Here is a 24,861-nt window from a genome sequence, read left to right as displayed (position 1 = left end):
ACATGAATAAAAACAACCGTTTGCTTGCATATATTCTTATCGTCTTCGGGTTGCTCATTTTAATTGGCAAGTGGCTTAGTTTCGTAACGTTTGTCGCACTTGTAATGCTGTATTTGGGCATACGCAAAGTTCGTGCTGCAGAATTGCGTGTAGGGTACACCTTGCTAGGTATCGGCGGAACACTGTTACTTTTGGAACATTTAATGTTATTCGTCGGAATCATCTTGATTTCGTTAGGGATATTCTATTCGCGTGCTCGCAAAGACCAGAAACATGATCATGTCGAAAAGCGCCAGAATATTACGTCCAGCCTGAAGTGGGATCGAGTTCCGTATATTTTGCATAGCCAGAGCATGTGGCATTTCATTGGGGAAAGTGATATTGATTTGTCCTTAGCGATATTGGAAGAACCGGAAACCACCCTCATCTTTCAAGGTGTATTAGGTGACATGGACATTATGATTCCAGATGACATTGGTGTATATATCGAAGCTACGGTCATATTTGGACAAATTGATGTGGGACGCGACAAAGAAACCGGATTTTTGAACAAGTGGACGTGGCGATCGCCGAATTACGAGTTTACGGAGCAAAAGGTGAAACTCCATATTTCTTACCTCGTAGGAGATATTGATGTCAGGTTGCACATGTAGGACTGTTAGCGGAGAAAGGAGATGCAGAGGCCGGTATGGAACCGAAAAAGCATGTGAATATGGTAGTACGATTAATGGGCGAGACGCTTCTCCTTTCTATCATACTATTCTTTGTCATCATTTATTTGATGCAATCATATGGTTATGTGCAGCCATTTGAGACTTGGATCGACGGAGTGAAGGCGACATTATCGGTGTTGTTTGTCGTTGCAATCATTACGTCGATATTTGCGTTTTACCAAGGTTATCGAATGAAGCGTCGGGTGGAATTGCTGCGCGAATCGATGCTGCTCTTGGAGAAGGGGAATCTATCGCGGCCGATGCCGGATCTCGGCGATGACGAGATCGGCCAGCTAGCTGAACAATTGGAGCGAGTAAGCAAGCGTTGGGAAGAACAAGTGACTTCGATGCAGCGCTTGTCCACGAATAATGCGCAATTGGCAGAGCAGGCTCGGATATCTGCGATTATAGAAGAGCGGCAACGCTTGGCGCGGGAGTTGCATGATGCGGTAAGCCAGCAGTTATTTGCAATATCAATGACAGCTACCGCTGTACGGAGAACACTGGATGTTGATTTTGATCGAGCGGTGCGGCAGGTGGAGCTGATTGAAGAAATGGCTTCCGTTGCCCAGTCTGAGATGCGAGCGCTGCTGCTTCATTTGCGGCCTGTACATTTGGAGGGAAAAGGCTTGACACAAGGTTTGGCGGAGCTGATCCGCGAGCTTCAGTCCAAAATTCCAATTGAAATCCATTGTGAGATGGATGATCATATTGGATTAGTGAAGGGCGTAGAGAATCATCTGTTCCGGATTGTTCAGGAGGCGTTGTCGAATACACTGCGGCACTCGAAGGCATCACGGATGGAGATCAAACTGCAAAATCGAGGGGATTTCGTTCGTTTACTCCTTCGTGATAATGGGATAGGATTTGATTGGGACGATAAGAAGCAAGCAAGCTATGGCCTTCGTACGATGCAAGAGCGGGTAAATGAAGTGGGTGGCTCCATTCAGTTCATTACCGCACCTGACAAAGGAACCCGGATCGAAATTCGAGTGCCTGTCATGAGAGAAGAGCCTGGTCTGAAGGAGGAAGAGTTGAACGATGGAGATGGAAACATCGATGATGGACAATCCTATTAAAGTATTGTTGGTAGATGACCATGAAATGGTTCGCATCGGCCTTGCTGCAGTACTGAATACAGAAGAAGGCATTGAGGTCGTAGGGGAAGCGAGCAACGGGATGGACGGAATACGTCTTGCCCAAGAGTATAAGCCTGATGTTGTGCTTATGGATCTTGTGATGGATGGTATGGATGGTATAGAGACAACCCGCAAGCTGCTGCAGTTGTATCCTGACTGCAAAGTGATCGTACTTACAAGTTATTTGGATGATGAAAAGATGTATCCTGTCATTGAAGCTGGAGCATTCAGTTATTTGCTGAAGACGTCCCGGGCTACAGAGATTGCTGAAGCCATCCGGGCGGCTGCAAGAGGCCAATCTGTGCTGGAGTCCCAGGTAGCCTCCAAGATGATGAATCGATTCCGCCAGCCAGCACAGCCAACTGCGGCGCATGAACAATTGACAGAGCGTGAGATGGACGTACTTCGTTTATTAGCGCAGGGGAAATCCAATCAGGATATCGCGGATGATCTGTTTATTGGGATTAAGACGGTTAAATTCCATGTTACGAATATATTGGCGAAGCTTGGTGTGGAGGATCGCACGCAGGCAGCGATTTACGCTTATAAGAACGGATTGGCTGAATAGCCGAGAACCCGAGCGCTTTCCTAGGAGAGTGTTCGGGTTTTTTTCGAATGAACTGAGAAGAGGATGCAGGAATTCTAGATAAAAAGCAGAAAAAATAAGGAAACCAGACCCAAATCAAGAGCGAGGCGTCCACCAGGGAAGAAGGGACTGGCTCTATATGGATCGAATGCGCTTGTATATACTTGATTTGAAGTGTCAGCAACTTGAAGCGATCTGTTTTTCTTTTTCCCTCTGTGCTTCTTAACTGGGGAAGGTTCGACGGATGCAGCAGAAGCGTACGAGGTAGTAACAATATCGCCGTTCAATATCACTTTCCCCCCCTCACAAGAGGTAAGCCGTCCTATATATTGATCTCCATTCTGCATCACAACACAGACCGGGCGGCCACACAGCAATCGAATGAATGTCTCGTCTATCGGAACGGGAACCACGGTTGGTTAGCCTCCATTCTTGGTTGAATGTATATGTCAGTAGTCTATTCCATGAACGAATGCTAGGTATGGTCATACACCTAGAATCAGCCCGCCTAATTCTAAGAGGTGCTACACTTCGATAAGGTAAGGTGATGGAAGGATGCATGCAGTACGCCGTTCTGCCGTTGCGGCAGTAGGATTGGTGTTGTTAGCATTATGCGGTGCCATTGCACTCATCGGAAGCAATGATCGATGGCAGTTGGCTGGGAGTCGGGAATCGGTCGAGAAGCTTGATCTTGTGAAGCGGGTGAACATGCTGTGGGTGCTTGCTGAATTGGTCGGATCCGGGAAATTCCAGACTACGGTGCTCATTCAAGGGAATTATGCAGCTAATGGCAGCAAGGAGAAGAACCTCGAACAGTGGCAGAAGGATGCAGGAATCACTGCACACCTGATACGCAAGGAAGAACAAGGCAAGGAGGCGTATCGCGGAATTTATATATCGGATTCGATAGAGGCAGCGATTCTGTGGTTTCAAGAAGAGAATGGGCGCGTATACTATACGATATCCATACAGGGTTCAGCCAGAACCGGTATGACTCAGTCAGCTGCAGAAGGAGAACAACTGATGAAGAAGCTGTCATCTCATTACGGGGCAGAATGGACGGCGACCGTTCAGACAGTAGCGAGCCAATCGCTGAAGGACAGCTTCGAGAGGGCTGAGCGATCGTTGCGGGAATGGGGACAAGCAGAACCGCTTGACCGCTATGAGGATGAGCGTACGATCAGTGTATCTTATCAGACGGACTATATGGGTTCAGGGGTGCAAATGAAGCATGGAAATGCAAATTTGCAGCTTGCTGTTCATGAAAACAGGGACAAGGGAGAAACTCGCATATCTTTCGGTACACCGCTGATTGCCGGTGAATATTAATGAGAATGGATTGAGAATTGCAGCTAGACAAGGCAATGAGAATTATATTTGACGTCAAGGAAAGAATGGAATCTATACGGTAAGTATGCTAAAATGGCATCACATCCGAAATAGGAACTATATCAGATCTATAAACGAGTGTAAGGATGATGGAGAGAGATGACTGTGATGCAAAATCATGAATCCCAATTGGCAGAAGGCGCCGTATTCTATATATTCGGTGCTACTGGCGACTTAGCTCGCCGCAAATTGTTCCCGGCTATATATAGTCTGTATCGCGAAGGCAAGCTAGGAGAACGCTTCGCAGTTATCGGACTAGCCCGCCGTGCTCGTACGCATGAAGAATTCCGTCAGGATGTGCGTGCGTCTATCGACGAATTTTGCCGTTACCCGGTTCAGAATGATGAGGAATGGAACCGGTTTGCTAAGCATTTTGAGTACAAACCGTTAGATATTAACAATGTAGATGGCTTCCGCGAACTGCGTGAGCAGTCCGAGCATATCGAACGCGAGTACGATATTCCAGGAAATCGTCTGTTCTATTTGGCACTGGCTCCAGAATTGTTCGGCAGTGTATCGCACAATCTTCGTGATGGCGGAATGCTGGAGAGCAAGGGCTGGCACCGCCTCGTAATCGAGAAGCCGTTCGGTTACGATCTACCGTCAGCAGAGAAGCTGAACGAAGAAATTCGTCAAGTATTCAAAGAAGAAGAAGTGTACCGTATCGACCATTACTTGGGCAAAGAAATGGTACAGAACATTGAAGTTCTTCGATTTGCGAATGCATTCTTCGAGCCGCTCTGGAACAACAAGCATATTGCGAATATTCAAATTTCCCTATCTGAGACAGTTGGGGTTGAAGAGCGTGGAGGCTATTACGATCATGCAGGTGCATTGCGCGATATGGCGCAGAACCATATGCTGCAAATGCTCACGATGATTGCAATGGAGCCGCCAAGCCGCCTGCATCCGGAAGATATCCGCGATGAGAAGGTGAAGGTGCTTCGTTCCTTGCGCCAATACCCAGAGCAAGAGGATGTTCACCGCAATGTCGTGCGTGGACAATATTCCGCAGGCTCGATGAATGGCAAGGAGCTTCCTGGCTATCGTGAGGAAGATAAGGTGAATCCTGCATCTGTTACGGAGACATATTTTGCAGCACGTGTATTCGTTGACAACTTCCGCTGGGCGGGAGTACCGTTCTACATTCGGACAGGCAAGCGTCTGCCAGTGAAGACGACAGAAGTTGTAGTTGAATTCAAGAACATGCCTACGAATGTATACCTCGGACAGAAGCATAAGCTGGAGCCGAACTTGCTCGTTATCCGCGTAAATCCGATGGAAGGCATCTATGTGAAGCTTAATGGTAAGAAGCCTGGAGCGGAAGGCGGCATTCAACCGCTTGCGATGGACTTCTGCCAAAGCTGCATGGTCGGCATCAATACGCCAGAAGCGTATGAGCGTCTGATCTTCGATGCTGCTCGCGGCGATTCCACGTACTTCACGCGTTGGGACGAGGTGGCTACTGCATGGTCATTCGTTGATAATATCGCGAAGGCATGGAAGAAATCTAACGAAGATCTGTTTGCTTATCCAGCAGGCTCTTGGGGCCCTGAGCAAGCAGACAAGCTTCTGCAAGAGGATGGATTCCACTGGTGGCCTGTTAATGGACAGGAAGAAAGTGAAGTTGTCTGGACGAAGTAATTCGTTTCCCATAGATTGATAATCAGCTGTGCCCTCTACAGGGGCACAGCTTTTTTGGTTCAAGGTTGAAGGCAGTTTATAGTGAATGGCTGCTTCGCCTTTTCATGTGTCGATCTCGTGACTGTGAAAACAGGATGATTTTAATCCCTATCAAAAAGCTCGGAAAAACTATTGTCTTCTGAAAAAAATATAGTTATACTAGATTCCATAGTCTTGTTAACCATCTATCGGGAGGAATCAACATGAAACGCAACAAATTATGGATTATCGGGCTGCTCACACTTATCGTCCTTGTGGTGAGTGCGTGCGGTAACAATTCTACTCCTGCGAAGGATTCAACGTCTTCTACGGCGGAAGGGACAGGCCAACCGAAGGATGGAGGCAATATTATTATTGCAGTACAAGAGGATCCTCGTGTATTGAACCCATTGTATTCGAATGACCGTGTTACGTTGACGATAAATCAAACCTTGTATGCACCGTTGTATACGGTGGAAGACGGAGGCAAGAAGAAATTCGTACTTGCGGAGAGCATTACTCCATCGAAGGATTTCTTGACTTACACGCTGAAGCTTCGCAAAGGATTGACATGGCATGACGGCAAGCCGCTTACAGCAGATGATGTTGTATTCACAATCAACAGCATCTTGGATGAGAAGCAGCACAGCACGGATCGTGAATCCTACATTTTCAACGGCAAGCCGTTGCAGGCGAAGAAAGTGGATGACGTAACTGTCGATTTGGTTCTTCCACAGCCATCTGCTTCCTTTGAAGGAATCTTTGCTTCGTTCAAGCCGATTCCGAAGCATATCTTCGAAGGCGAAGCTGATATTGAGAAGAGCACGAAGAATGCAGCTCCAATTGGTTCTGGTGCTTATAAGTTCAAAGAATATCGCCCAGGCGAATATGTAACATTGGAGCGCTTCGATAATTATTTTGCAGGCAAGGGTCATCTGGACCAAGTCATCTACCGCATTGCAAAAGATCCGAATGCAGCGAACTTAGCATTGCAGAATGGTGAATTGAATATGCGCAAGGTTGAACCAGCGGATTACAACAAGTTGAATACAAGCGGCAAGCTGAACATGGTTGTATACCCTGAAGGCCGCTTGAACTATCTGGTGTTCAATATGAACATCGATGCGATGAAGAAGAAGGAAGTCCGTCAAGCGATTTCCTATGCAATTAACAAGCAAGAACTGATTCCGCTAGCTTATGGCTCTGCAGAATTTGCAGACCCAGCGGCGTCCATCTTTACACCGGATACAACGTATTACACAGCGGATGTTGAGAAGTATGACTACAATGCGGAGAAAGCCAAAGAATTGCTTAAGCAGGCTGGCGTAAGCAACTTGAAGCTGAAGCTTGCGTACTCGAATGCAAGCAAGATTCAAACAAGCCAAGCACTCTACATTCAACAAAAGCTGAAAGAAGTAGGTATTGAAGTGGAATTGCTGCCGCTTGAATCCGGCACGTTCTCCAATATGTCGCTTGATCCGAACAACACGAAATTCGATTTGTCCTTCAATGGTTATGTAATGGGAACTGAACCGGATTCGTACAAATCGCTCTACTTGAGCAATCAACTGTACAACTACGGCCATTACAACAATCCTGAACTCGATAAACTGTGGGAACAAGCTGCAGTAGAGATGGACAGCACGAAGCGTGGCGAACTGTACAAGCAAATTCAACAAACGATTGCCAGCGAGGCGGTTGTATATCCGATTGCAAACGACAAAGCGATCATCGCGGTAGACAAACGTTATGGCGGTCTTGATGAAGCGGTTGCGAAGCCGGTCTTCATGTTCGAAGATTTGTCCAAACTTTATCTGAACTAAGCACGATAATTTGATATCGAACATAAACATCCAGAATACAGGCGCCAGCAAGGGCTGGCGTCTGCACGGAGGGAATTGAATTGCAGAAATACATCTTGCGACGCGTTCTGCAAGCCATTCCACTGCTCTGGTTTATTTCAATCGTATCATTCGCGCTCATTAAACTAGCACCGGGAGACCCGGTGCTTTCGTTCGTCACACCGAACATGAACGCGGAGGATGTAGAGCGAATCCGTCATGACCTTGGATTGACGGAACCGATTATTGTGCAGTATTGGAACTGGCTTAAAAATGTATTTTCAGGAGATTTAGGTTATTCACTGATGAGCCATCGGCCGGTGACGGAGCTCATTTTAGAACGGCTGCCTGCGACGATTGGCCTTATGGGATCCGCTATGTTGATCTCACTTCTCATTTCGGTACCACTTAGCATGTACGCTGCGTCACGTAAAAATCGTCTTAGTGACCGCGGCCTTAGCCTGCTGTCTTATATCGGAATCTCGATCCCGAGCTTCTGGTTTGGCATTATGCTGATTTATATTTTTGCGTTGAAATTAAACTTGCTCCCAAGTATGGGGATGCGAACAATCGGGGTAGATTCCGCACTTGATATTTTGAAGCACGGAATTCTGCCTTGTACGGTACTGACTTTCATGAATGTATCGGTCTATATGCGTTACATTCGTTCGCATACGATAAGTCAGCTGGAAGAGGACTACGTTCAAATTCAGTACGCTTACGGAGCTACTCGCGGCACGGTATTGCGTCGTCATGTGCTGAAAAATGTTCTGCTGCCTGTCATTACAATTCTCGGTATGTCCTTCCCTGAGCTGATTGCCGGAGCATTCATTACGGAATCGGTATTCTCATGGCCAGGGATGGGGGCACTCGGGATTAGTTCGGTATTTCAGCTGGATTACCCTGTCATCATGGGCATTACGATGATCTCTTCCGTTATGCTGGTTGTCGGGAACTTGGTTGCTGACCTGCTGTACGGCGTAGTAGATCCACGAATTAAGACAACGGGGTGAGTCAGATGAACCGAATGATATGGCGAAATATCGCTACACAATTGAAAGAACAGAAGCTGGCTCTGGTAGCATTGATTCTACTCGCGGTTCTCATTATCGCTTCCACCTTGGCATTTTTGAGCCCGCATGATCCCGACAAGATGGTCGTGACGGAGACACTTCAGTCCCCAAGCGCATCTCATTGGTTCGGTACAGATGATCAAGGGCGCGATGTGTTCGCACGGGCATTGTATGGCGGACGTATTTCACTTAGTGTCGGATTTTTGTCGATGTTTATCGCAGTGCTGGTAGGAACAGCTGTAGGTACAATTAGTGGTTTTTTTGGCGGCTGGATTGATAATACGTTGATGCGTATCGTTGATATTTTAATGTCGATACCATCCTTCTTCTTAATGCTTATACTGAATGCTTACTTGAAGCCAGGGATTACCACGATCGTGCTGATCATCGGCCTGCTTAGCTGGATGAACATATCCCGAATTGTGCGTGCGGAGACATTGTCCGTCAAGGAGCGGGAATATGTCCTGTATGCGCGAGTATCAGGCCAGAGCACGTTCGGCATCATTTGGAAGCATATCATTCCGAATATTATGCCTACGATTATTGTTACGGCGACGATCAATATTGCAGGGGCAATTATGATGGAGTCGTCACTAAGCTTCCTTGGACTCGGGGTACAGCCGCCGAATGCGTCATGGGGAAGTATGTTGAACAGCGCACAAGGATATATCGGGGAGGCGCCTTATATGGCTTTGTTCCCTGGATTGCTTATCTTGATTACAGTGCTGTCGTTCAACTTCCTAGGCGATGTGCTGCGTGTTGCCTTTGAACCAAAAGCGAATCAACGTTAGTCCATTATAAGCTGGGTTAGGTTCTAGGATGCAGTGTGTGCACTGTAGAGAGCAGATAGTTGGATCGTCTAACGACAGATGCAGGGCTAACGATACTATACAACGGAGTGAGACTTATGAATGAACTGCTATCCGTTCAACAACTGAGAACTTCGTTCCACACACGCGACGGAGAAGTGCAGTCTGTCCGGGGCGTCAGCTTCGATGTTCATGAAGGCGAAGTCATCGGCATCGTCGGTGAATCGGGCAGCGGCAAGAGCGTGACAGCGAAGTCTCTCATTGGATTAATACAACATCCGGGACAGATTAAGAGCGGTCAAGTGCTGTTCCACGGAGATAACCTATTAGATATGTCAGAAAAGGAATTGCGGCGCATTCGGGGTAATCGGATTGCAATGATTTTCCAAGATCCGATGACGTCGCTAAATCCGGTAGTTAAGGTAGGCGCACAGATCGTAGAGGTATTGCAGCGTCATCAGAAGCTGTCGAAGACGGAAGCACGAAAGCGGGCAATCGAACTGCTGCGTCAGGTTGGTATTCCTTCGCCCGAGCAGCGCATCGATCAGTACCCACATGAATTCAGCGGTGGGATGCGTCAGCGGGCCATGATCGCAATGGCGCTCTCCTGCCAGCCCGAGCTGCTTATTGCAGATGAGCCGACCACTGCGCTCGACGTCACGATTCAGGCACAGATTCTGGGATTGATGAAGGAGCTCCGGGATACGACGCGCACCGCCATTCTACTCATTACGCATGACTTGGGTGTTGTAGCGCAAGTGTGTACGAGGGTTATCGTCATGTATGGCGGGTTGATTATGGAAGAGGGCACGGTTGAGGATATCTTCGAGCGTCCTCGTCACCCATACACGAAGGGATTGCTTCGCTCGATTCCGAAAGTATCGACAGGAACACGCGAGCGTCTCGCTACGATTGAGGGAACGCCGCCGAACCTGCTACATCCGCCGGAAGGCTGCCCATTTATGGAGCGCTGCCCTTCTGCGATGGACAAGTGCAGACAAATGCCTCCGGTCGTTACGACCGATCCAGGTCATCGTTCGCTATGCTGGCTTGTGCATGAAGAAGAAGAGCAGCGACTGGAACGATTGGAGAGGGGGCTGTCAAATGAGTAACCAAAAAGAAATTTTGCTGGACGTGCGTGGACTAAAAAAGTACTTCCCAGCCTCCAAATCACTGCTCGGCCGTCCACAGAAAGTATTGAAAGCAGTAGATGATGTCAGTTTCCATATTCATAAAGGGGAGACGTTCGGACTTGTCGGAGAATCAGGCTGTGGGAAGTCAACGACAGGACGTTCGATTGTAAGACTATATGATGTAACGGATGGCGAAGTGCTGTTCGACGGTCAAAACATCGCGACAATGAACGAGAAGCAGCTGAAGCCGTTCCGCAAGCGAATGCAGACGATATTCCAGGATCCCTATTCTTCCTTGAATCCTGGCATGAACGTGACTCAACTCATTAGTGAACCGATGGCGATCCATGGCGTCGTGAACCGGAAGGATCAGCGTAATATGGTATTGTCTCTGCTGGAGAAGGTAGGACTGAAGCCAGAGCATGCAGAGCGTTATCCGCATGAGTTCAGCGGCGGTCAGCGTCAACGGATCAGTATTGCGCGCGCACTGTCGGTACGGCCTGAGTTCATCTTGTGCGATGAGCCAATCTCGGCGCTGGACGTATCCGTACAAGCCCAAGTGGTGAATATGCTGGAGGACTTGCAGGAAGAGTATGGGTTGACTTATCTGTTCATCGCGCATGACCTATCCATGGTAAGACATATATCGGATCGGATCGGCGTAATGTACTTGGGCAAGCTGGTCGAGGTCGCTCCTAGCGATGAGTTGTACAACCATCCTGCACACCCCTATACGCAGGCGCTTCTCTCCGCAATCCCTGTACCGGATCCGAAGCAGGCTGGTTCAGCGATCTCGATGCTTCAGGGAGATTTGCCAAGTCCGCTCGCAGACATGCAAGGGTGCAAGTTCGCATCGCGTTGTCCATTTGCCACGGAACGCTGCCGTCAGGAGGAGCCGAAGTGGCGGGAAATCTCGCCTGGGCATTATGCGGCTTGCCATTTGAATGATGGTCAAGTGTAAGTGGTGCAATTATATTAAGCTCGTATAGCAATTACGAGAGGTGATGGGTTTCCTATAGCTAGTATGATATAATGCTAGATATTTGTTAATCTATGCCAATGCACAATTGTGAGGAGAGTGGAATAGATGTCTACAGAGACTCGGGTATCGCAAAGTACCGCGATTATGATAGAACGCGCTCGTCGTAAGGGCATTACCGAAGAGCAGCTGTTGCATGCAGCACGCACAGGAGATGTTAGCGAACTCATTACGATTAATGAAGAGTGGTATACGTATGATGACTTCGTATCCTATGCGAACGAACATGATGAGCCGCTTGCTCAAGCAATTGCAGAGGGATATCGGATGACATTTAACACGAATAATGGTATGTCGATATGGCTGCAAGAGCGCTTCGATGTGCAAGAGGGAGAGCATTATACCAAGGAAATGGGTCGTATTTCAGGACTGAAGCTGAGTGCAGCTGATGTCGAAGTAATTCGCTCCTCATTGGCCTTGAACTGGACATTAGTTGAAGGGTCGGCTGCGGATGGAGCGGGTACGGTAACACTGGTTGTCCGTGCTCTGCTTGAGCAATCATAAGTAGTTAATAATACGTATTATGATATAATCGAATCGTCCATTCTCTCGATGAGAGGATGGGCGGTTTTTTAGTTGTAAAGTGAATGAGTTCCTAATATAGGGGATAGCTGTTAGGATAGCAGGGATGCAGTAACGAGGGATTAGAGATATTTCATATTCTTTGAAGGTTGTTCTCGTTACCCATTTATAGGTTTACTTATTTTGTGTTACAATAGGACTTACGTGATTTTGTGATGAGAGGGCTAACGATATGAGTAAATTATCCGAACAATTAGCGCAAGAGGTAGAGAAGCGTCGTACCTTTGCGATTATTTCTCACCCAGACGCCGGTAAGACGACATTGACAGAAAAGCTGCTCCTGTTCGGTGGCGCCATCCGTCTCGCAGGTACGGTCAAGGCTCGTAAAGCGAGCAAGCATGCAACAAGTGACTGGATGGAAATCGAGAAGCAGCGTGGTATCTCGGTTACGTCATCGGTAATGCAATTTGATTATAATGGGCATCGGGTTAATATCTTGGATACACCAGGTCATCAAGACTTCAGTGAAGATACGTATCGCACATTGACAGCTGCGGATGCTGCTGTCATGTTGATCGACGTTGCGAAGGGTGTCGAGGCACAGACCATTAAGCTGTTCCAAGTATGTGCGAAGCGTGGTATTCCGATCTTTACGTTCATCAACAAGCTCGACCGTGAAGGTCGCAGTCCGTTTGAGCTGATGGAAGAGATCGAGCAGGTGCTAGGTATTCGTTCTGTGCCTATGAACTGGCCGATTGGTATGGGACGCGGTCTATGCGGCGTATATGATCGCATGAAGAACCAAGTCGAGCTGTTCCAGGATGATAACACGAAGATTAGTGTGAAGAAGGTTGAGGATTACAACGATCCGGCCATTCGCCAAATTGCAGGGGACTATTTGCATGATCAATTGTGTGAAGAGTTGGAATTGTTAGACGTAGCGGGAGACGAGTTCGATTATGAGAAGGTAAAGCGCGGCGAATTGACACCCGTCTTCTTCGGAAGTGCGGTCAACAATTTCGGCGTGCAGACATTCTTGGATAACTTTCTTCAGCTTGCTCCGAAGCCAGCTCAGCGCCAATCGACGGAAGGACCGATTGAGCCAACGAACGAGAAGTTTACGGGCTATATTTTCAAAATTCAAGCAAATATGAACCCTGCCCATCGGGATCGCATTGCCTTCTTGCGCATTTGCTCCGGCAAATTCGAGCGCGGGATGTCCGTTAAGCATGTACGGGCAGGCAAGGAGATTAAGCTTGCGCAGCCACAGCAATTCCTTGCCCAGGATCGGGATATCGTGCAGGAGGCATTCCCAGGCGATATTATCGGTCTGTTCGACCCAGGCATTTTCCGGATTGGAGACAGCTTGAGTCAAGGTGGGGAAGTGGTGTTCGATGAACTGCCAACCTTCTCTCCTGAGATTTTCGCCCGGGTGACGGTTAAGAATGCATTGAAGCATAAGCAGTATCAAAAAGGCGTCGATCAGTTGACTGAGGAAGGTACAATTCAAGTATTCCATTCCGCAGGCGTGTTTGATGAGACGATATTGGGTGTAGTAGGTCAGCTCCAATTCGAGGTATTCGAATATCGGATGAAGGCGGAGTACGGCGTTGATGTGATGATGCAGCGTCTAACGTACCAGTTCGCAAGATGGGTAACAGGCAATCCGAAGGATATTGATCCAACGAAGTTCCGTATCAATTCACAGCTCGTGAAGGACAAGAACGGCAATTTTGTCGCATTGTTTGAGAACGAGTATGCGATGCGTACAGCTATGGACAAAATGCCGGATTTGAAGTTTATGGAGACAGCTCCTTAAGGAAAATAGACGACAAGAAGCCCGCCAGATTATTGGCGGGCTTTGTCATTATCCCAGACCCACAGGCCTGTATAGGAGGGCAGTACGACACTGCCATCACTTTCTGGCTTGAGGAACCTGCAGGCGGCGGAACCGAAAAACCAGCTTGTGATCTGCTTGGCCTCCTCCATCGAAGGGAAGCGGAAATGCGTGCTTAATTCCGTGCGCTCGAACCCGTAACGTTCTTCTAAGTCTCGAATGTACGTCCGTAATCCAGGGGGAACTTCGGGAGCGGCTACCCCCGTTCCAAGTGTCTCCCAAATCGCGATACATCCACCGGGACGCAATATGCGTCTTAGTTCGCTCATGATGCGATCTAGTAAACTGCCCTGTTCTTCACTTGTATTCCCTTCACAGGCACCATAACAGATTGTCCAGCCTGCTAGAATGAGATCAGCAGAATGATCAGCAAGCGGAAGCTTGTGGTGCAGTGCTTCATGTGTGGACAGCTTAGCGGCTGTAGGGGCGCTTATTCGTCCCAAGGATACATCAAGCCATATATTGTGCTTTAGCTGCTCTAGCATCGCTTCAGATGCGTCACAGGCTACATAGGAACCAGATTGCCAATCTCTGTTGGGCATGTCAGCTAATACAACTCGTGTAAATCTTCCGGTTCCTGCACCAATTTCGATAATCCGCTCATAATGCCGCTTATTGAGCACCTGCTGTACAGAGAGCCGCCATTCCTGCTCGATATCTTCGTACTGGATCATACGGTCATAATCGGCAGCCTGCTGGGCGTAGACGGTGTCATGATCCGGTTTCATTTTCGTGTTCGCTTGCTTGGTTTCATCCGATTGAGGTACAAGTGTCACTTTGCGATTTCGGGGTTGGGCGGTACCATCCTGCGCTGATTCGATTGTCACGGCTCTTACACCCTCTCTTTGGAAATCGTCAGCATGTGCATTAAATGATTCAACTGTTCCAGCTTTACCTTGAAACCGTGCTGCTCTAACCATGAAATCAATCTGGAACGATCGGCGAAATATTCGTCGTGGAGTGCTTCAATCCCCTGCACGTCCCCTGCAGCTGTCAGCTCGTCAATAAAGGTAGCGCGATGCGCCTCATCCCGGAACATTAGGTCTGCGATTACAATGCGTCCATCAGGATGAAGTAACCGGATCATCTCGGCAAGGGCGATCTCTTTCTGATCATCGGTTACATGGTGAAGCGCATAGGTTGATATTATGAAGTCAAATTGTTCATCCGCTATTGGCAAAGCCAGCATGTTGCCTTGCAGCAGCCGAATATTCGGCCATTTCTCCCGACATCGCTCGAGCATTGCGTTTGACTGATCAATGCCGGTCATATCTGCCCCCAGGCGCAAGCAGCGGCCAGCCAGATTGCCCGTACCAATCCCAATTTCAAGTCCTCTTTCTCCGGTCTTTGACTCTTGAATCGCCTCAAGACATACCCTGTCAAGAATGGCCTCATAATCGGCGTGGACATCCAATGGCCCCGTACCGTTCGCTACAGCGTGATCATATTGTCCTGCCTGCTTGTCAAAATTCCAGCGGTCGCTCCAATCACTGCGCAGCTTCTGGTAGCGTCGTGATTGTTCGCCAATGGCATGTAAATCGTTCATCATCATCTCTCCTTGATTCGCTTGATCGGAATCATAGCCGTTAAGCAGCTTGTCAATTTGGCCGAGGAGCCGCTTCAGCTCGGTATATTGCAGGGCCAGCTCTTGCCGCTTTTCTAATAAAAAGGGATGGACAGACGCCATATTCCCTTGAGCTGCATCATCAATACAGCAGCGAATTTGCTCGACTGACAAATTCATCTCCCGCAGTGCGCCTATTGTCCGTAGCCGGCTTATATCCGTTTCATTGAATACGCGATAGCCATTCTGTTCTTTGGCGAGCGGAGGCAGTAGACCTTTTTGCTCATAGAAGCGTATTGCTCTCGTTGTCATCCCAAGCTGCTCTGCAGCTTCTTGAATTTTCATGGGGCATCGGCTCCTTGCTTGGTTATGCTTTCATTGTATAGTTTGACGCAGCGTCAATGTAAAGCGATATGTAAAAAAAGACGCAGAACCGTTATCCCTCTATTCAAGGGCAATGGGTTCTGCGTCATTGTAATGTGGATATGCATAATTGCATTTCGTGGATGCGGGCAGATCTGATGCTTATTTGCCAGCTTGTTCGTCTTGCAGTTTGCTCTGAAGCGTATCGATAAGCTGCTGACGAGCCTCGCTGCTGCTCGCCTTCCAGATCATTTCGAACAGCACACCCAGTCCAGGCAATGCGCGTTCATCGTAATCGATGGAGCCCTCAATCATATCTACGATATCTTCATCGGGCTTATTTTTTACCTTTTGCACAATGGCTTGACGCAAATTCAATGTGACGGCCACAGGCAGTCCTCCTTCCTTCGCGTGTGCTTGCTTCATGCTATAACATTCCCTGAGATGAGGACAGTCATTCAAGGAAGGGATTCGCGTTTCACCTACAGAGATGGGCATGCTATAATGAAGGGTATAGAATGTTGTCGGAAAATGGGGAAGGTGAACCTATGGCTGCCAAAAAACAATTTGCCATTATCGGTATGGGCCGATTTGGTACAAGTATAGCGAACAGCTTAAGCAAAATGGGATTTGAAGTGCTTGCGATTGATTCGAGCGAGCAGAAAATTCAGGATGTAGCGAATATGGTTACGCATGCGGTATCCGCAGAATGTACGGATGAAGAAGCGCTGAAAGCGCTTGGTGTCCGCAACTTTGACGTAGTTGTTGTTGCCATCGGGCAAGATATACAGGCAAGCATCCTGACTACGCTCATCCTGAAGGATCTAGGTGTGCCGACGATCGTTGCCAAGGCGCAGAATGAACTGCACGGCAAAGTATTAAGCAAAATTGGTGCTGACAAGGTCGTATTCCCTGAACGTGATATGGGGATGCGCGTTGCGCACAACCTAATTTCGCCGAATATTTTGGATTACATCGAGTTGTCTGATGACCACAGTATTGTAGAGATTCGTGCGACGCCGCTTATGATCGGCAAGAACTTGAAGGAACTTGATATCCGCGCGAGGTATGGATGCAACGTTATGGCAATTAAGAACAACGGCAAGACTAACATTTCTCCATATGCAGAAGATCGCATTAAAGAAGGAGACGTGCTTGTCATTATTGGGCAGAACGAACATTTGAATACGATGGAGCTGGCATTTTCGGAATCATGAGAGAATCATTGAGCATTACATCGATACAGAATAATAAAGTAAAGAGCTGGGTACAGCTAAAAGAACGAAAGCACCGCAACCGTGAAGGCTTGTTCATCGTGGAAGGCATCCATCTCGTACTGGAGGCTCTGCGCTCTGATATGCAGGTGGATGTCGTGGCGTATGACATGAACAGCGGAATACCGCAGGAGTTGGAGCCATTGCACTTGCAAGAAGAGGGAGGACTATCATCCTCTGGTCGTGCTCCGGGCACGGAGTGGATTGCAGTGACGGATGCGATCATACGCAAATGCAGTGATACCGAGACCCCGCAGCCTGTCTTCGCTATTGTCCATAAGCCTGCTGCATCGGTAGACAGCTTGCTGGTATCACCGAACTCACTCGTTGTTGTTGTGGATGGCGTACAGGATCCTGGCAACCTAGGGACGATTATCCGTACCGCAGATGCAGTTGGCGCAGATGGTGTCGTCATTGGCAGAGGGACCGTTGATCTCTATAATTCGAAGACGATTCGTTCAACTATGGGGTCGCTATTTCACTTGCCGGTTGTAGAGGGGGATTTAGCTGAGCTGCTTCCTGCTGCGCAAGCAAGCGGGGTTCGCCTAGCCAGCACGAGCTTGCAGGCAACGCATTCCTGCTATAGCTATGACTATCGACCGGCGACATGGCTTGTCGTTGGCAATGAGGGGCAAGGCGTCTCTAAGAACGTGCAATCGCTCGTAGATGATACGATTATTATTCCGATGCGTGGGCAGGCGGAATCGCTGAATGTAGCCATGGCTACTACAGTGCTGCTCTATGAGGCAATGAGACAGCGTCATTACTCGCAATAGATCCTGTGGTATAAATGAATATCCCTATAAAATAGTATTTGAATAGACAAGAGACTGGAAAAGGATTGATTTACTGCGCGTTCCTTTGTCCGGTCTTTTTGCATATGCGGGACCTAATCAGAGGAGGTTCAGTTTATTGAAGTATTTCATGAGTGATATACATGGTGAGTTTAGTGGCCTCGAACAATTGCTAAAGTACGAGGAGATCGATTTAACTAAGGATCAGCTTGTGTTCGGCGGGGACTATATCAATCGTGGAAAAGAAAGCGGTAAGGTTCTCAAGAAGATTAAGCAATTAGTAGACACTTATCCTGATAATGTGATTGCGTTGATTGGCAATCATGAGGAGATGATGAGGGATTATTATCAACATGGGGACAAGCTATGGCTCAGACATGGAGGGATCGATACTCTTAAGGATTTTTCGAGGGCATTTGCTGATGAATCGGAGATGCATAAATACATAGAATGGGTCTGTGCTCTACCATTACTCTACGAAGATGATGAATTTGTTTATACGCACGCCGGATTAAATCCTCATGAGCCGTTACATCAACAGAATAGAAGCATACTTTGGATGTCAGAGTCGGATTTTTACAGCATACCGAAATCTAATCTGCAGAGGTTGACCGACAACAAGCCTATCGTTCATGGCCATACCCCAGTAGAGCGAATCTATTTTGACGGGGTTCGTCTGAATTGCGACATGGGTTCAAGTACGTACCCGATTAAAGAGGAGCGGGGATTAGGCTTAGTCAATGTGCGTGAAATGACCTATATTGTCTATAAGACAGCTCTGAAAAAAATGGAAACACGCAATGTTTACCGCATGTAGTAAAAATATTCATTCATATGCTCCTATTATCATACAGAAATGTATGATGTTTTCCATTATTTGATTATCTATCAATGTTCTCATTTTTGCTAGGATTAAAGATAGCGCAATCTATCATCTCTAGTAAAGTGAGGATATCAAAGTGACCTTTCGACGCAAAATTGTATTGTTAACGGCTGTGGCCGCGATGTTTATAACCGGAAGTTTGGCATGGGGAGAATCAAAGAGTGCAGGCTCAGGTTTGCCATTCGATGATATTGCTGGTCTATACGGGCAGCAGGATATTGTCACCTTATATAAGAAAGGCATTGTGACCGGATCCGGTAATCGACGCTATGAACCGGAGAAGTCGGTGACCCGAGCGGAGTTAATCAGCATGATCAATCGAATGTTTAATTTGCACCCCGTAGCAAGTGACATTTCTGCCTATGATGACGTGCCGCGCAGCGCTTGGTATTATGGTGCGGTTCAAGCCGGGTCATTGCTGCATTTGGTACAGGGAACAGGGGAGAGAAGCTTCCAGCCGCAGCAGCCTGTAACCCGACAGGAAGCAGCTGCAATGATTGTACGTGCCTTCAAGCAATCAGCGAAATCCGGCTCCGGCGTATTGTCTTATCCAGATTCATCGCGTATCGCGAAATGGGCCGTACCGTATGTAAGCATTATGGAAAAGCTGAACCTTATGACCGGTGACGATGATGGCTTCCGGCCAAATGACCCGCTGACCCGGCAGGAGACGGCTGTCGTGCTGAATCGGGCGCTTCAACGCCCGGATTGGTCGAAGGCTCTGACGAAGACCCCGCCGAAACGCATCGAGATGGGATGGATGCATGAGCTTACGACGCAGCAGTATATAGAGAAGGTTTCAGGTTCAAACGTTAATACATTATCGCCAAGATGGTTTTTCCTTGATGCAAAGCAGACGGTAACGGATCAAACCGACAAGGTGCTCCTGTCGTGGGCAAAGCAGCATGGCAAGCAGGTGTGGGCGCTTGTAGGGAATCGCTTCAATGCGGATTTGACGCATCAGGTGCTTACGGATCCAACGAAGAAGAATGCGGTCATTGCGAAGCTGTCGGGCTTTGTGAAGACATATGGGTTAGATGGTTTAAATCTTGATTTTGAAAATGTGAGACCAGATGATAGACAGGCCTTAACGGTGTTCGTGTCGGAACTGGCTGCTAAGCTGCATCAACAGAAGGCGGTTCTTTCTATTGATGTGTCTCCTGACTTGGGAACTGATTGGACGGAGGCATTTGACTATGCAGCACTCGGCAAGTCTGCGGATTATATGGTCCTGATGAGTTACGATGAGCACTGGGACGGTGCGCCGAATGCGGGATCCGTGTCATCGCTGCCATGGGTGCAGCGCGCGCTGGATAAACTTGTGGAGTCGGTGCCGGCTAACAAAGTCATCGTAGCACTTCCCTTCTATACGAGAGATTGGGCGATCAAAGAAAAAGGTGTTACTTCCCGTGAAATGACATTGAACGAGCAAGGTGAACTGCTTCGTTCCCGCAAGGTCAAATGGGATGACCGAACTTCACAGTATATCGCTGACTTCATGGATCGAGGAATAAGACATCAAGTGTGGGCAGAAGAAAGCCGCTCCCTGAGTTCGAAGTATGCAATGGCGAGCAAACGCAATGTGGCGGGATTTGCCTATTGGTATGTAGGTGCTGAGACGAACGATGTATGGAAGGCACTAGATAATCAGTGGAGATATTCTTCGTTAACATTTTGAAACAGGTTACATGTACGTAATAAATTGAATGGTGAATGAAAAAGTAATGGAGCAAATCGGAATTCAGGAGACTATTTTTATCATTCATATCGAACGAGCAATCCGTGTTAATCTGGTTGCTCGTTTTTTTGTCCTGCAATACATTACACGGTTGAATTCTTCTTTTTTCCCTCGGGCAAGCATACACTGAGAACGTACAGGCTGCTCGTTGCACCGACCGGGAGGGGGAATCGGATGTGAACAACAGGTGGCGTTCGAGCGGGTTCCGTGCGCGGCGATGGAGATGGCCGAAAATATCTTGGAGCAAGCGCCGTCCGGGCTGGAGAGCGTCAGGGTGGCGTCCACGGCCGAGGATGCCAGTTGCAAGTCAATCAGAAGCCAAAAATGTATCATCAGGCTGGAGCAGCAGACAAGCGAAGCCGAAGCGAAAACGCAGAGCCTTCTTCATTGCGCTCGTTATTTTCACGCTATTGACAGTGCAATTGTTCGTCTACGTGGATAGAAATGTGAAGGGGCCGCTCATGCATTTGGCTAAAATTCGTGTAAAGCAAATTGCGACGCAGGCCATTAACCGAGCGATTACCGATCAGGTGATGCGTGGGCGAGAACTCGATAAGCTGATTGAATGGAAAACCGATTCACGCGGTAAAGTGACAAGCTTCGTCTTGAATTACAACGAGCATATGCGGATTACCTCCGAAACGGTAGATATTGTAGAGTCCTCTCTCAAGAATATTCATGAAATCAGTGACAAGATTCCGCTTGGTCAAGCGCTGGGCAGTCCACTGATCGCTTCCTTCGGCCCACGGATACCGGTTAAGATGGAGCCGCAGGGTGCGGTTAAGGTGGAGTTGAATACCCGCCCTATGGACGTTGGCATCAATATGGTACTGGTTGAGGTGTATATCAAGGTTACGGAAGAGGTCGCGATTGTCATTCCATTCGATCTGGAGCCTGAAGTGGTTGAAACTCAAATTCCAATCTCCTATTTGCTCGTTGTAGGGGATGTTCCAATGTACTATTATGATGGCAAGGGCCAGCCAGTGGGAGCGAATCGGGAAAAAGCCCCTGCCTTGTCGCTGCCTATGCAGTCGGTTCCAAGCAGCGGAGGAAGTGGGAGTATTTCTTCGGGCAGCAAGCAGGAAGGGATAACAGTTCCAACACAGACGGAAACGCATGCTGATCCGACAGCTCCGGCCGAGACTGGTGATGTGCAGCAGCATGGCGGTAACGGTAATACTGGATCGTGATCGGATTATGGCGCACTGTATCAGATGCGCAATGGAATGTGTATGGGATTCGTATATGAAGAAGGGGCACATTCATCGGTACGGCCGAAAGATGTGCCCTTTTTGCCTTATTTAGAACCCAATCGTTAGCGCCGCTTGGAATTCAGCCGCTTGCGTTTATCGGATTGTTCCCACTGGTACAGAAGCGGATACGGATCGAACGCGTACTCGACTAAGCCGCGATCGCGATATACGCCATAGTGGAGATGCGGAGGGAACTTGCCTGATGTGCCAGGCTTGCCATATCCAGAGCTGCCAACCCATCCGACTGTCTGACCTGGGGTGACGATATCGCCAACCTTAATATGTTTCTCATAACCAGACAGGTGGGCGTAATAATGATATATGTTATTCAGATCACGTATGCCGATCCGCCAGCCGCCGTAACGGTTCCAGCCTTTCACCTCAACGATGCCATAGCAGGTGCTGCGCACAGGAACCCCATAGCCGGCAAAGATATCAGTGCCTTCATGAATACGATATCCCCCGTAATGCCGTCCCATTCCAAAAGTACTTCGATATGAATAGGAGCTTCCAAGAGGCAATGGGAAAGTGTACTCGAACAGATCTACTTTATCGAAATGCTCGAAAATCCGCGCATACTGCTGGACACGCTGAACAGCACGCGGATTGGAATAATAATGCCACAGTCCATTGCCAAAATCTTCGACATTAGGCCCATAGGCTCCAATGAACGAAGCGACGCTGTAGAGCAAGTCCACATCATTCGAGGCGTCCGCACGCTTGTCCCCGGAACCGTCGCGTCCAATACCTCTAAAGATAGATATCGACTTCGGGTTGTCATCATTGATATCCGGGTTCAGCATGCCAGCCCATTTACGGGGATCCACATATACGCCTGTTAGTCGATCTGGATGTTTACGCTGTTTTGGGTTGGCTTTGGTCAACGCCCGCTCGTACTGGTCGATGGCAGCTAATCGGTACCAAGGGATTCCGGTCAGTATCGACATTTGCTCATATAAATTTCGACGCGCTTTCCATACATCCCCTGCCGGGGATGGTGCCTGACCAGAATCTTTGGCAGCTCCAGACTGCTGGCTAGACTGAATCTTCTGCTGCTGTGAACCAGACGGAGCGGCGTGAACCAACACTGCTGAATGTGGTGTCATCAGCCCCAGCCATAAGGCAAGTCCTGCACATAGATAAGATGGAGCTTGTCTCATGTCTTCATTTCCTCCTTATTCCATACCTGAAAAGGTTGATTTAATGTTAGAATGTGCGTAAATGGCCTTTTTATCCAAGCAATGGACACGTAGGTATAGATTTTGAAGGGTTCATGGTATAATACAGAATTAGGTCAAGGTTAAGCGAACAAGAAGGAAGGTAGACTCCATGAAAACGAGAGAGCAGAAGCAGAAACCAGATTGGATACGCATCAAGCTGACTACCGGAGAGAACTATTCCGAGATTAAAGATATGATGCGCTCCAAAACGTTGCACACCGTATGCGAGGAAGCACGTTGTCCGAACATTTATGAATGTTGGGCAAATCGTACGGCGACGTTTATGATTTTGGGAGACATCTGCACTCGTGCTTGCCGCTTCTGTGCGGTCAATACCGGCATGCCGACGGAATTGGACTTGCAGGAGCCAGAACGCGTAGCAGAAGCTGCAGAGCGCATGGGCTTGCGCCATTGTGTCGTTACATCCGTAGCCAGAGACGATTTGAATGATGGAGGAGCATCGATCTTTGCAGAGACGATCCGGGCGCTACGTCGCCGGTTGCCACTCTGTAGTGTGGAAGTGCTTATCCCGGACTTCATGGGTAATTGGGATGCACTTAAGTTGGTTATGGACGCAAAGCCAGACATTCTCAATCATAACGTCGAGACGGTAGAACGGTTATCCGACCGTGTACGTGCAAAGGCGAAGTATGAACGCACACTTGAATTGTTGAAGCGTGCGAAGGAAATGCAGCCGAACATTCCTACGAAATCCAGCATTATGCTTGGCGTAGGGGAAGAATGGGATGAAATCTTGCAGACAATGGACGATCTTCGCGCCGTTGATTGCAACATTATGACAATTGGACAGTATTTACAGCCGACGAAGAAACACTTGTTCGTTGAGAAATATTACACTCCAGAACAATTTGCAGAGCTGAAGAACGAAGGATTGAAGCGTGGGTTCAGCCATGTGGAATCGGGACCGCTTGTCCGCAGTTCCTACCATGCGCATGAACAAGTCCAGTCCGCTCATAAGTCCATGGCTACACAAGCGTAATCGTGTTGTTAGCCGCTGGCGATGAGACGGAGTTCGCCTAAAGAGTGACCGTTCGAGAAGCCGATGTTCAGCAGCGGGAAGAATGCATCATCTACTCGATGTCCCAGTCTCCTTACAAGTTGCTAGCGACTTGTAAGGAGCAGCGGCGGCAATCGGGAGGAGAGGGAGCATGCAGGCCTCTATGTTATGGGAACAACCTCGATAAAGCGCGCTCCTCCGTTCGTGCTTGAGCCTGCTGCGGCAGGGGAAGGGGGAATCACGGACGTGATTCAAATTGGAGGCAGATCGTACGAAGTCATTCATGAGTACAAGAACGCATGGAATCCGGAAGCATTCAAGGGTCGCTATAGCGAAGTACTAGAACGGTATGATTACATTCTAGGGGATTGGGGATACAATCAGCTTCGCCTCAAAGGCTTCTTCCGTGACACTCATGCGAAATCCACTAAGGATAGCGCCTTGTCCGGAATGATGGATTACATTAATGAATATTGCAATTTCGGATGCGCCTATTTCATATTGGAAAGGGTAGGCAACAAGGATGTCCGTGTAAGGACTGCTGGAGATCAGGGAGATGAAGCAGAACAAGAAGGTGCAGCAGCATTGGAAGCGCCTACTGCGGATTTGCCGCCGCAGCAACCGAAGCAGGGGATCGTACTCCAGCCGAAGCAAAATAATCAGGATGCAGCAGCGGAACCAGCTGCGAAGCCATCCTCGTCTGAGCGTAAGCCTCGTCATTCGCGCAATCGCAATAAGCAGAATCATGGCAAAGGCGGTACACCGAATCAGGCAGCTGCGCAGCCACGACCTGCTGCGGAATCGAAGGAACGGGCAGAGCGGGTAGAACGCGCACCTAAAGAAGTGCGTTCCTAAGCAGACACAGCATAATACCATAGTAGATGGACTTACCGGCACCGCTTCTCATCTGTTCAAGACGAGGAGCGGTGCCGTTTGCATGAATAGGACATA

At 48.3% G+C, this 24,861-nt stretch carries 22 protein-coding genes and 1 pseudogene; 19 read left to right on the top strand and 4 right to left on the bottom strand.

The annotated features are described in order from the left end of the window. Window positions 1-2: 2 nt before the first annotated feature. The 12 genes from liaF to BLS15_RS21165 all read left to right on the top strand — a co-directional run bounded on the left by liaF (window position 3) and on the right by BLS15_RS21165 (window position 13,725). Entirely contained in the window at window positions 3-653 is a 651-nt protein-coding gene (gene liaF, locus BLS15_RS21225) for a cell wall-active antibiotics response protein LiaF (protein ID WP_021254295.1), read from the top strand. A 35-nt stretch (window positions 654-688) separates the two neighbouring features. Then, entirely contained in the window at window positions 689-1,792 is a 1,104-nt protein-coding gene (locus tag BLS15_RS21220; RefSeq protein ID WP_021254294.1) for a sensor histidine kinase, read from the top strand. Next, window positions 1,755-2,420 carry a response regulator gene (locus BLS15_RS21215; RefSeq protein ID WP_021254293.1) on the top strand — a complete coding sequence of 222 codons (666 nt, stop codon included), beginning with the start codon at window positions 1,755-1,757 and terminating at the stop codon, window positions 2,418-2,420. The genes BLS15_RS21220 and BLS15_RS21215 overlap by 38 nt, the downstream gene beginning before the upstream one ends. A gap of 573 nt (window positions 2,421-2,993) precedes the next feature. Continuing rightward, window positions 2,994-3,767: a YwmB family TATA-box binding protein gene (locus tag BLS15_RS21205; protein ID WP_021254291.1), complete on the top strand. Its 774-nt coding sequence runs from the start codon at window positions 2,994-2,996 to the stop codon at window positions 3,765-3,767. A 159-nt stretch (window positions 3,768-3,926) separates the two neighbouring features. Further along, window positions 3,927-5,471: a glucose-6-phosphate dehydrogenase gene (gene zwf, locus BLS15_RS21200; RefSeq protein WP_021254290.1), complete on the top strand. Its 1,545-nt coding sequence runs from the start codon at window positions 3,927-3,929 to the stop codon at window positions 5,469-5,471. Window positions 5,472-5,713: 242 nt separating this feature from the next. Continuing rightward, window positions 5,714-7,312, top strand: coding sequence for an ABC transporter substrate-binding protein (locus BLS15_RS21195; protein ID WP_021254289.1), 1,599 nt, complete (start codon window positions 5,714-5,716; stop codon window positions 7,310-7,312). Between the two features lie 80 nt (window positions 7,313-7,392). Further along, window positions 7,393-8,343, top strand: a complete 951-nt coding sequence (locus BLS15_RS21190; protein WP_021254288.1) for an ABC transporter permease — start codon at window positions 7,393-7,395, stop codon at window positions 8,341-8,343. A gap of 5 nt (window positions 8,344-8,348) precedes the next feature. Further along, on the top strand, window positions 8,349-9,194 hold the full coding sequence (locus tag BLS15_RS21185; protein ID WP_028533685.1) for an ABC transporter permease: 846 nt from the start codon (window positions 8,349-8,351) through the stop codon (window positions 9,192-9,194). Window positions 9,195-9,310: 116 nt separating this feature from the next. Beyond that, window positions 9,311-10,324: an ABC transporter ATP-binding protein gene (locus tag BLS15_RS21180; RefSeq protein WP_036667646.1), complete on the top strand. Its 1,014-nt coding sequence runs from the start codon at window positions 9,311-9,313 to the stop codon at window positions 10,322-10,324. Next, window positions 10,317-11,306, top strand: a complete 990-nt coding sequence (locus BLS15_RS21175) for an ABC transporter ATP-binding protein (protein ID WP_021254285.1) — start codon at window positions 10,317-10,319, stop codon at window positions 11,304-11,306. The genes BLS15_RS21180 and BLS15_RS21175 overlap by 8 nt, the downstream gene beginning before the upstream one ends. 126 nt (window positions 11,307-11,432) lie before the next feature. After that, window positions 11,433-11,888 carry a hypothetical protein gene (locus BLS15_RS21170; RefSeq protein ID WP_028533686.1) on the top strand — a complete coding sequence of 152 codons (456 nt, stop codon included), beginning with the start codon at window positions 11,433-11,435 and terminating at the stop codon, window positions 11,886-11,888. A 250-nt stretch (window positions 11,889-12,138) separates the two neighbouring features. Next, the gene (locus tag BLS15_RS21165) at window positions 12,139-13,725 is read left to right on the top strand and encodes a peptide chain release factor 3 (protein ID WP_021254283.1); all 1,587 of its coding nucleotides are present in this window, start codon (window positions 12,139-12,141) and stop codon (window positions 13,723-13,725) included. A gap of 29 nt (window positions 13,726-13,754) precedes the next feature. Here the strand turns inward: BLS15_RS21165 and BLS15_RS21160 are convergent, their stop codons facing one another. The 3 genes from BLS15_RS21160 to sspI all read right to left on the bottom strand — a co-directional run bounded on the left by BLS15_RS21160 (window position 13,755) and on the right by sspI (window position 16,120). Next, the gene (locus tag BLS15_RS21160; protein WP_021254282.1) at window positions 13,755-14,630 is read right to left on the bottom strand and encodes a class I SAM-dependent methyltransferase; all 876 of its coding nucleotides are present in this window, start codon (window positions 14,628-14,630) and stop codon (window positions 13,755-13,757) included. A 5-nt stretch (window positions 14,631-14,635) separates the two neighbouring features. Next, window positions 14,636-15,712, bottom strand: a complete 1,077-nt coding sequence (locus BLS15_RS21155; protein ID WP_021254281.1) for a MerR family transcriptional regulator — start codon at window positions 15,710-15,712, stop codon at window positions 14,636-14,638. Window positions 15,713-15,892: 180 nt separating this feature from the next. Then, window positions 15,893-16,120: a small acid-soluble spore protein SspI gene (gene sspI / locus BLS15_RS21150; RefSeq protein ID WP_028533687.1), complete on the bottom strand. Its 228-nt coding sequence runs from the start codon at window positions 16,118-16,120 to the stop codon at window positions 15,893-15,895. 158 nt (window positions 16,121-16,278) lie between these two features. Here sspI and BLS15_RS21145 point away from each other — a divergent pair, with 158 nt between their 5' ends. The 5 genes from BLS15_RS21145 to yunB all read left to right on the top strand — a co-directional run bounded on the left by BLS15_RS21145 (window position 16,279) and on the right by yunB (window position 21,609). After that, a complete protein-coding gene (locus tag BLS15_RS21145) occupies window positions 16,279-16,947 on the top strand; it encodes a potassium channel family protein (RefSeq protein WP_021254279.1) in 669 nt (222 codons plus the stop codon). Next, a complete protein-coding gene (locus tag BLS15_RS21140; RefSeq protein WP_021254278.1) occupies window positions 16,944-17,780 on the top strand; it encodes a TrmH family RNA methyltransferase in 837 nt (278 codons plus the stop codon). The genes BLS15_RS21145 and BLS15_RS21140 overlap by 4 nt, the downstream gene beginning before the upstream one ends. Before the next feature lie 136 nt (window positions 17,781-17,916). After that, the gene (locus BLS15_RS21135) at window positions 17,917-18,615 is read left to right on the top strand and encodes a metallophosphoesterase family protein (protein ID WP_028533689.1); all 699 of its coding nucleotides are present in this window, start codon (window positions 17,917-17,919) and stop codon (window positions 18,613-18,615) included. Window positions 18,616-18,757: 142 nt separating this feature from the next. Then, window positions 18,758-20,359 (top strand): S-layer homology domain-containing protein, encoded by a 1,602-nt coding sequence (locus BLS15_RS21130; protein WP_028533690.1) that lies wholly within the window; start codon window positions 18,758-18,760, stop codon window positions 20,357-20,359. 236 nt (window positions 20,360-20,595) lie between these two features. Continuing rightward, window positions 20,596-21,609 (top strand): sporulation protein YunB, encoded by a 1,014-nt coding sequence (yunB, locus tag BLS15_RS21125; RefSeq protein ID WP_028533691.1) that lies wholly within the window; start codon window positions 20,596-20,598, stop codon window positions 21,607-21,609. Between the two features lie 125 nt (window positions 21,610-21,734). Here the strand turns inward: yunB and BLS15_RS21120 are convergent, their stop codons facing one another. Further along, window positions 21,735-22,832 carry a M23 family metallopeptidase gene (locus BLS15_RS21120; protein ID WP_021254274.1) on the bottom strand — a complete coding sequence of 366 codons (1,098 nt, stop codon included), beginning with the start codon at window positions 22,830-22,832 and terminating at the stop codon, window positions 21,735-21,737. A gap of 157 nt (window positions 22,833-22,989) precedes the next feature. On the opposite strand from BLS15_RS21120, the pseudogene lipA reads away from it, so the two are divergent. Both lipA and BLS15_RS21110 read left to right on the top strand, forming a co-directional pair. Next, window positions 22,990-23,892, top strand: a pseudogene (gene lipA / locus BLS15_RS21115) (lipoyl synthase); the annotation flags it as partial. 264 nt (window positions 23,893-24,156) lie between these two features. Beyond that, a complete protein-coding gene (locus tag BLS15_RS21110; RefSeq protein ID WP_036591334.1) occupies window positions 24,157-24,765 on the top strand; it encodes a YutD family protein in 609 nt (202 codons plus the stop codon). Window positions 24,766-24,861: the final 96 nt, after the last annotated feature.

The organism is Paenibacillus sp. cl6col, from assembly GCF_900102125.1.
GTDB classification, from domain to species: Bacteria; Bacillota; Bacilli; order Paenibacillales; family Paenibacillaceae; genus Paenibacillus_B; species Paenibacillus_B suaedae.
The sequence above is the reverse complement of the archived record's forward strand: the minus strand, read 5'-3'. Positions and strand labels throughout refer to the sequence as shown.

Coding starts and splice junctions, on each gene's coding strand:
- BLS15_RS21140 (WP_021254278.1), top strand. CDS start 16,944: ATGAGAGAATCATTGAGCATTACATCGATACAGAATAATAAAGTAAAG.
- BLS15_RS21195 (WP_021254289.1), top strand. CDS start 5,714: ATGAAACGCAACAAATTATGGATTATCGGGCTGCTCACACTTATCGTC.
- BLS15_RS21155 (WP_021254281.1), bottom strand. CDS start 15,712: ATGAAAATTCAAGAAGCTGCAGAGCAGCTTGGGATGACAACGAGAGCA.
- BLS15_RS21180 (WP_036667646.1), top strand. CDS start 9,311: ATGAATGAACTGCTATCCGTTCAACAACTGAGAACTTCGTTCCACACA.
- BLS15_RS21145 (WP_021254279.1), top strand. CDS start 16,279: ATGGCTGCCAAAAAACAATTTGCCATTATCGGTATGGGCCGATTTGGT.
- BLS15_RS21220 (WP_021254294.1), top strand. CDS start 689: ATGGAACCGAAAAAGCATGTGAATATGGTAGTACGATTAATGGGCGAG.
- zwf (WP_021254290.1), top strand. CDS start 3,927: ATGACTGTGATGCAAAATCATGAATCCCAATTGGCAGAAGGCGCCGTA.
- liaF (WP_021254295.1), top strand. CDS start 3: ATGAATAAAAACAACCGTTTGCTTGCATATATTCTTATCGTCTTCGGG.
- BLS15_RS21165 (WP_021254283.1), top strand. CDS start 12,139: ATGAGTAAATTATCCGAACAATTAGCGCAAGAGGTAGAGAAGCGTCGT.
- BLS15_RS21215 (WP_021254293.1), top strand. CDS start 1,755: ATGGAGATGGAAACATCGATGATGGACAATCCTATTAAAGTATTGTTG.
- BLS15_RS21205 (WP_021254291.1), top strand. CDS start 2,994: ATGCATGCAGTACGCCGTTCTGCCGTTGCGGCAGTAGGATTGGTGTTG.
- BLS15_RS21120 (WP_021254274.1), bottom strand. CDS start 22,832: ATGAGACAAGCTCCATCTTATCTATGTGCAGGACTTGCCTTATGGCTG.
- BLS15_RS21170 (WP_028533686.1), top strand. CDS start 11,433: ATGTCTACAGAGACTCGGGTATCGCAAAGTACCGCGATTATGATAGAA.
- BLS15_RS21185 (WP_028533685.1), top strand. CDS start 8,349: ATGAACCGAATGATATGGCGAAATATCGCTACACAATTGAAAGAACAG.
- BLS15_RS21175 (WP_021254285.1), top strand. CDS start 10,317: ATGAGTAACCAAAAAGAAATTTTGCTGGACGTGCGTGGACTAAAAAAG.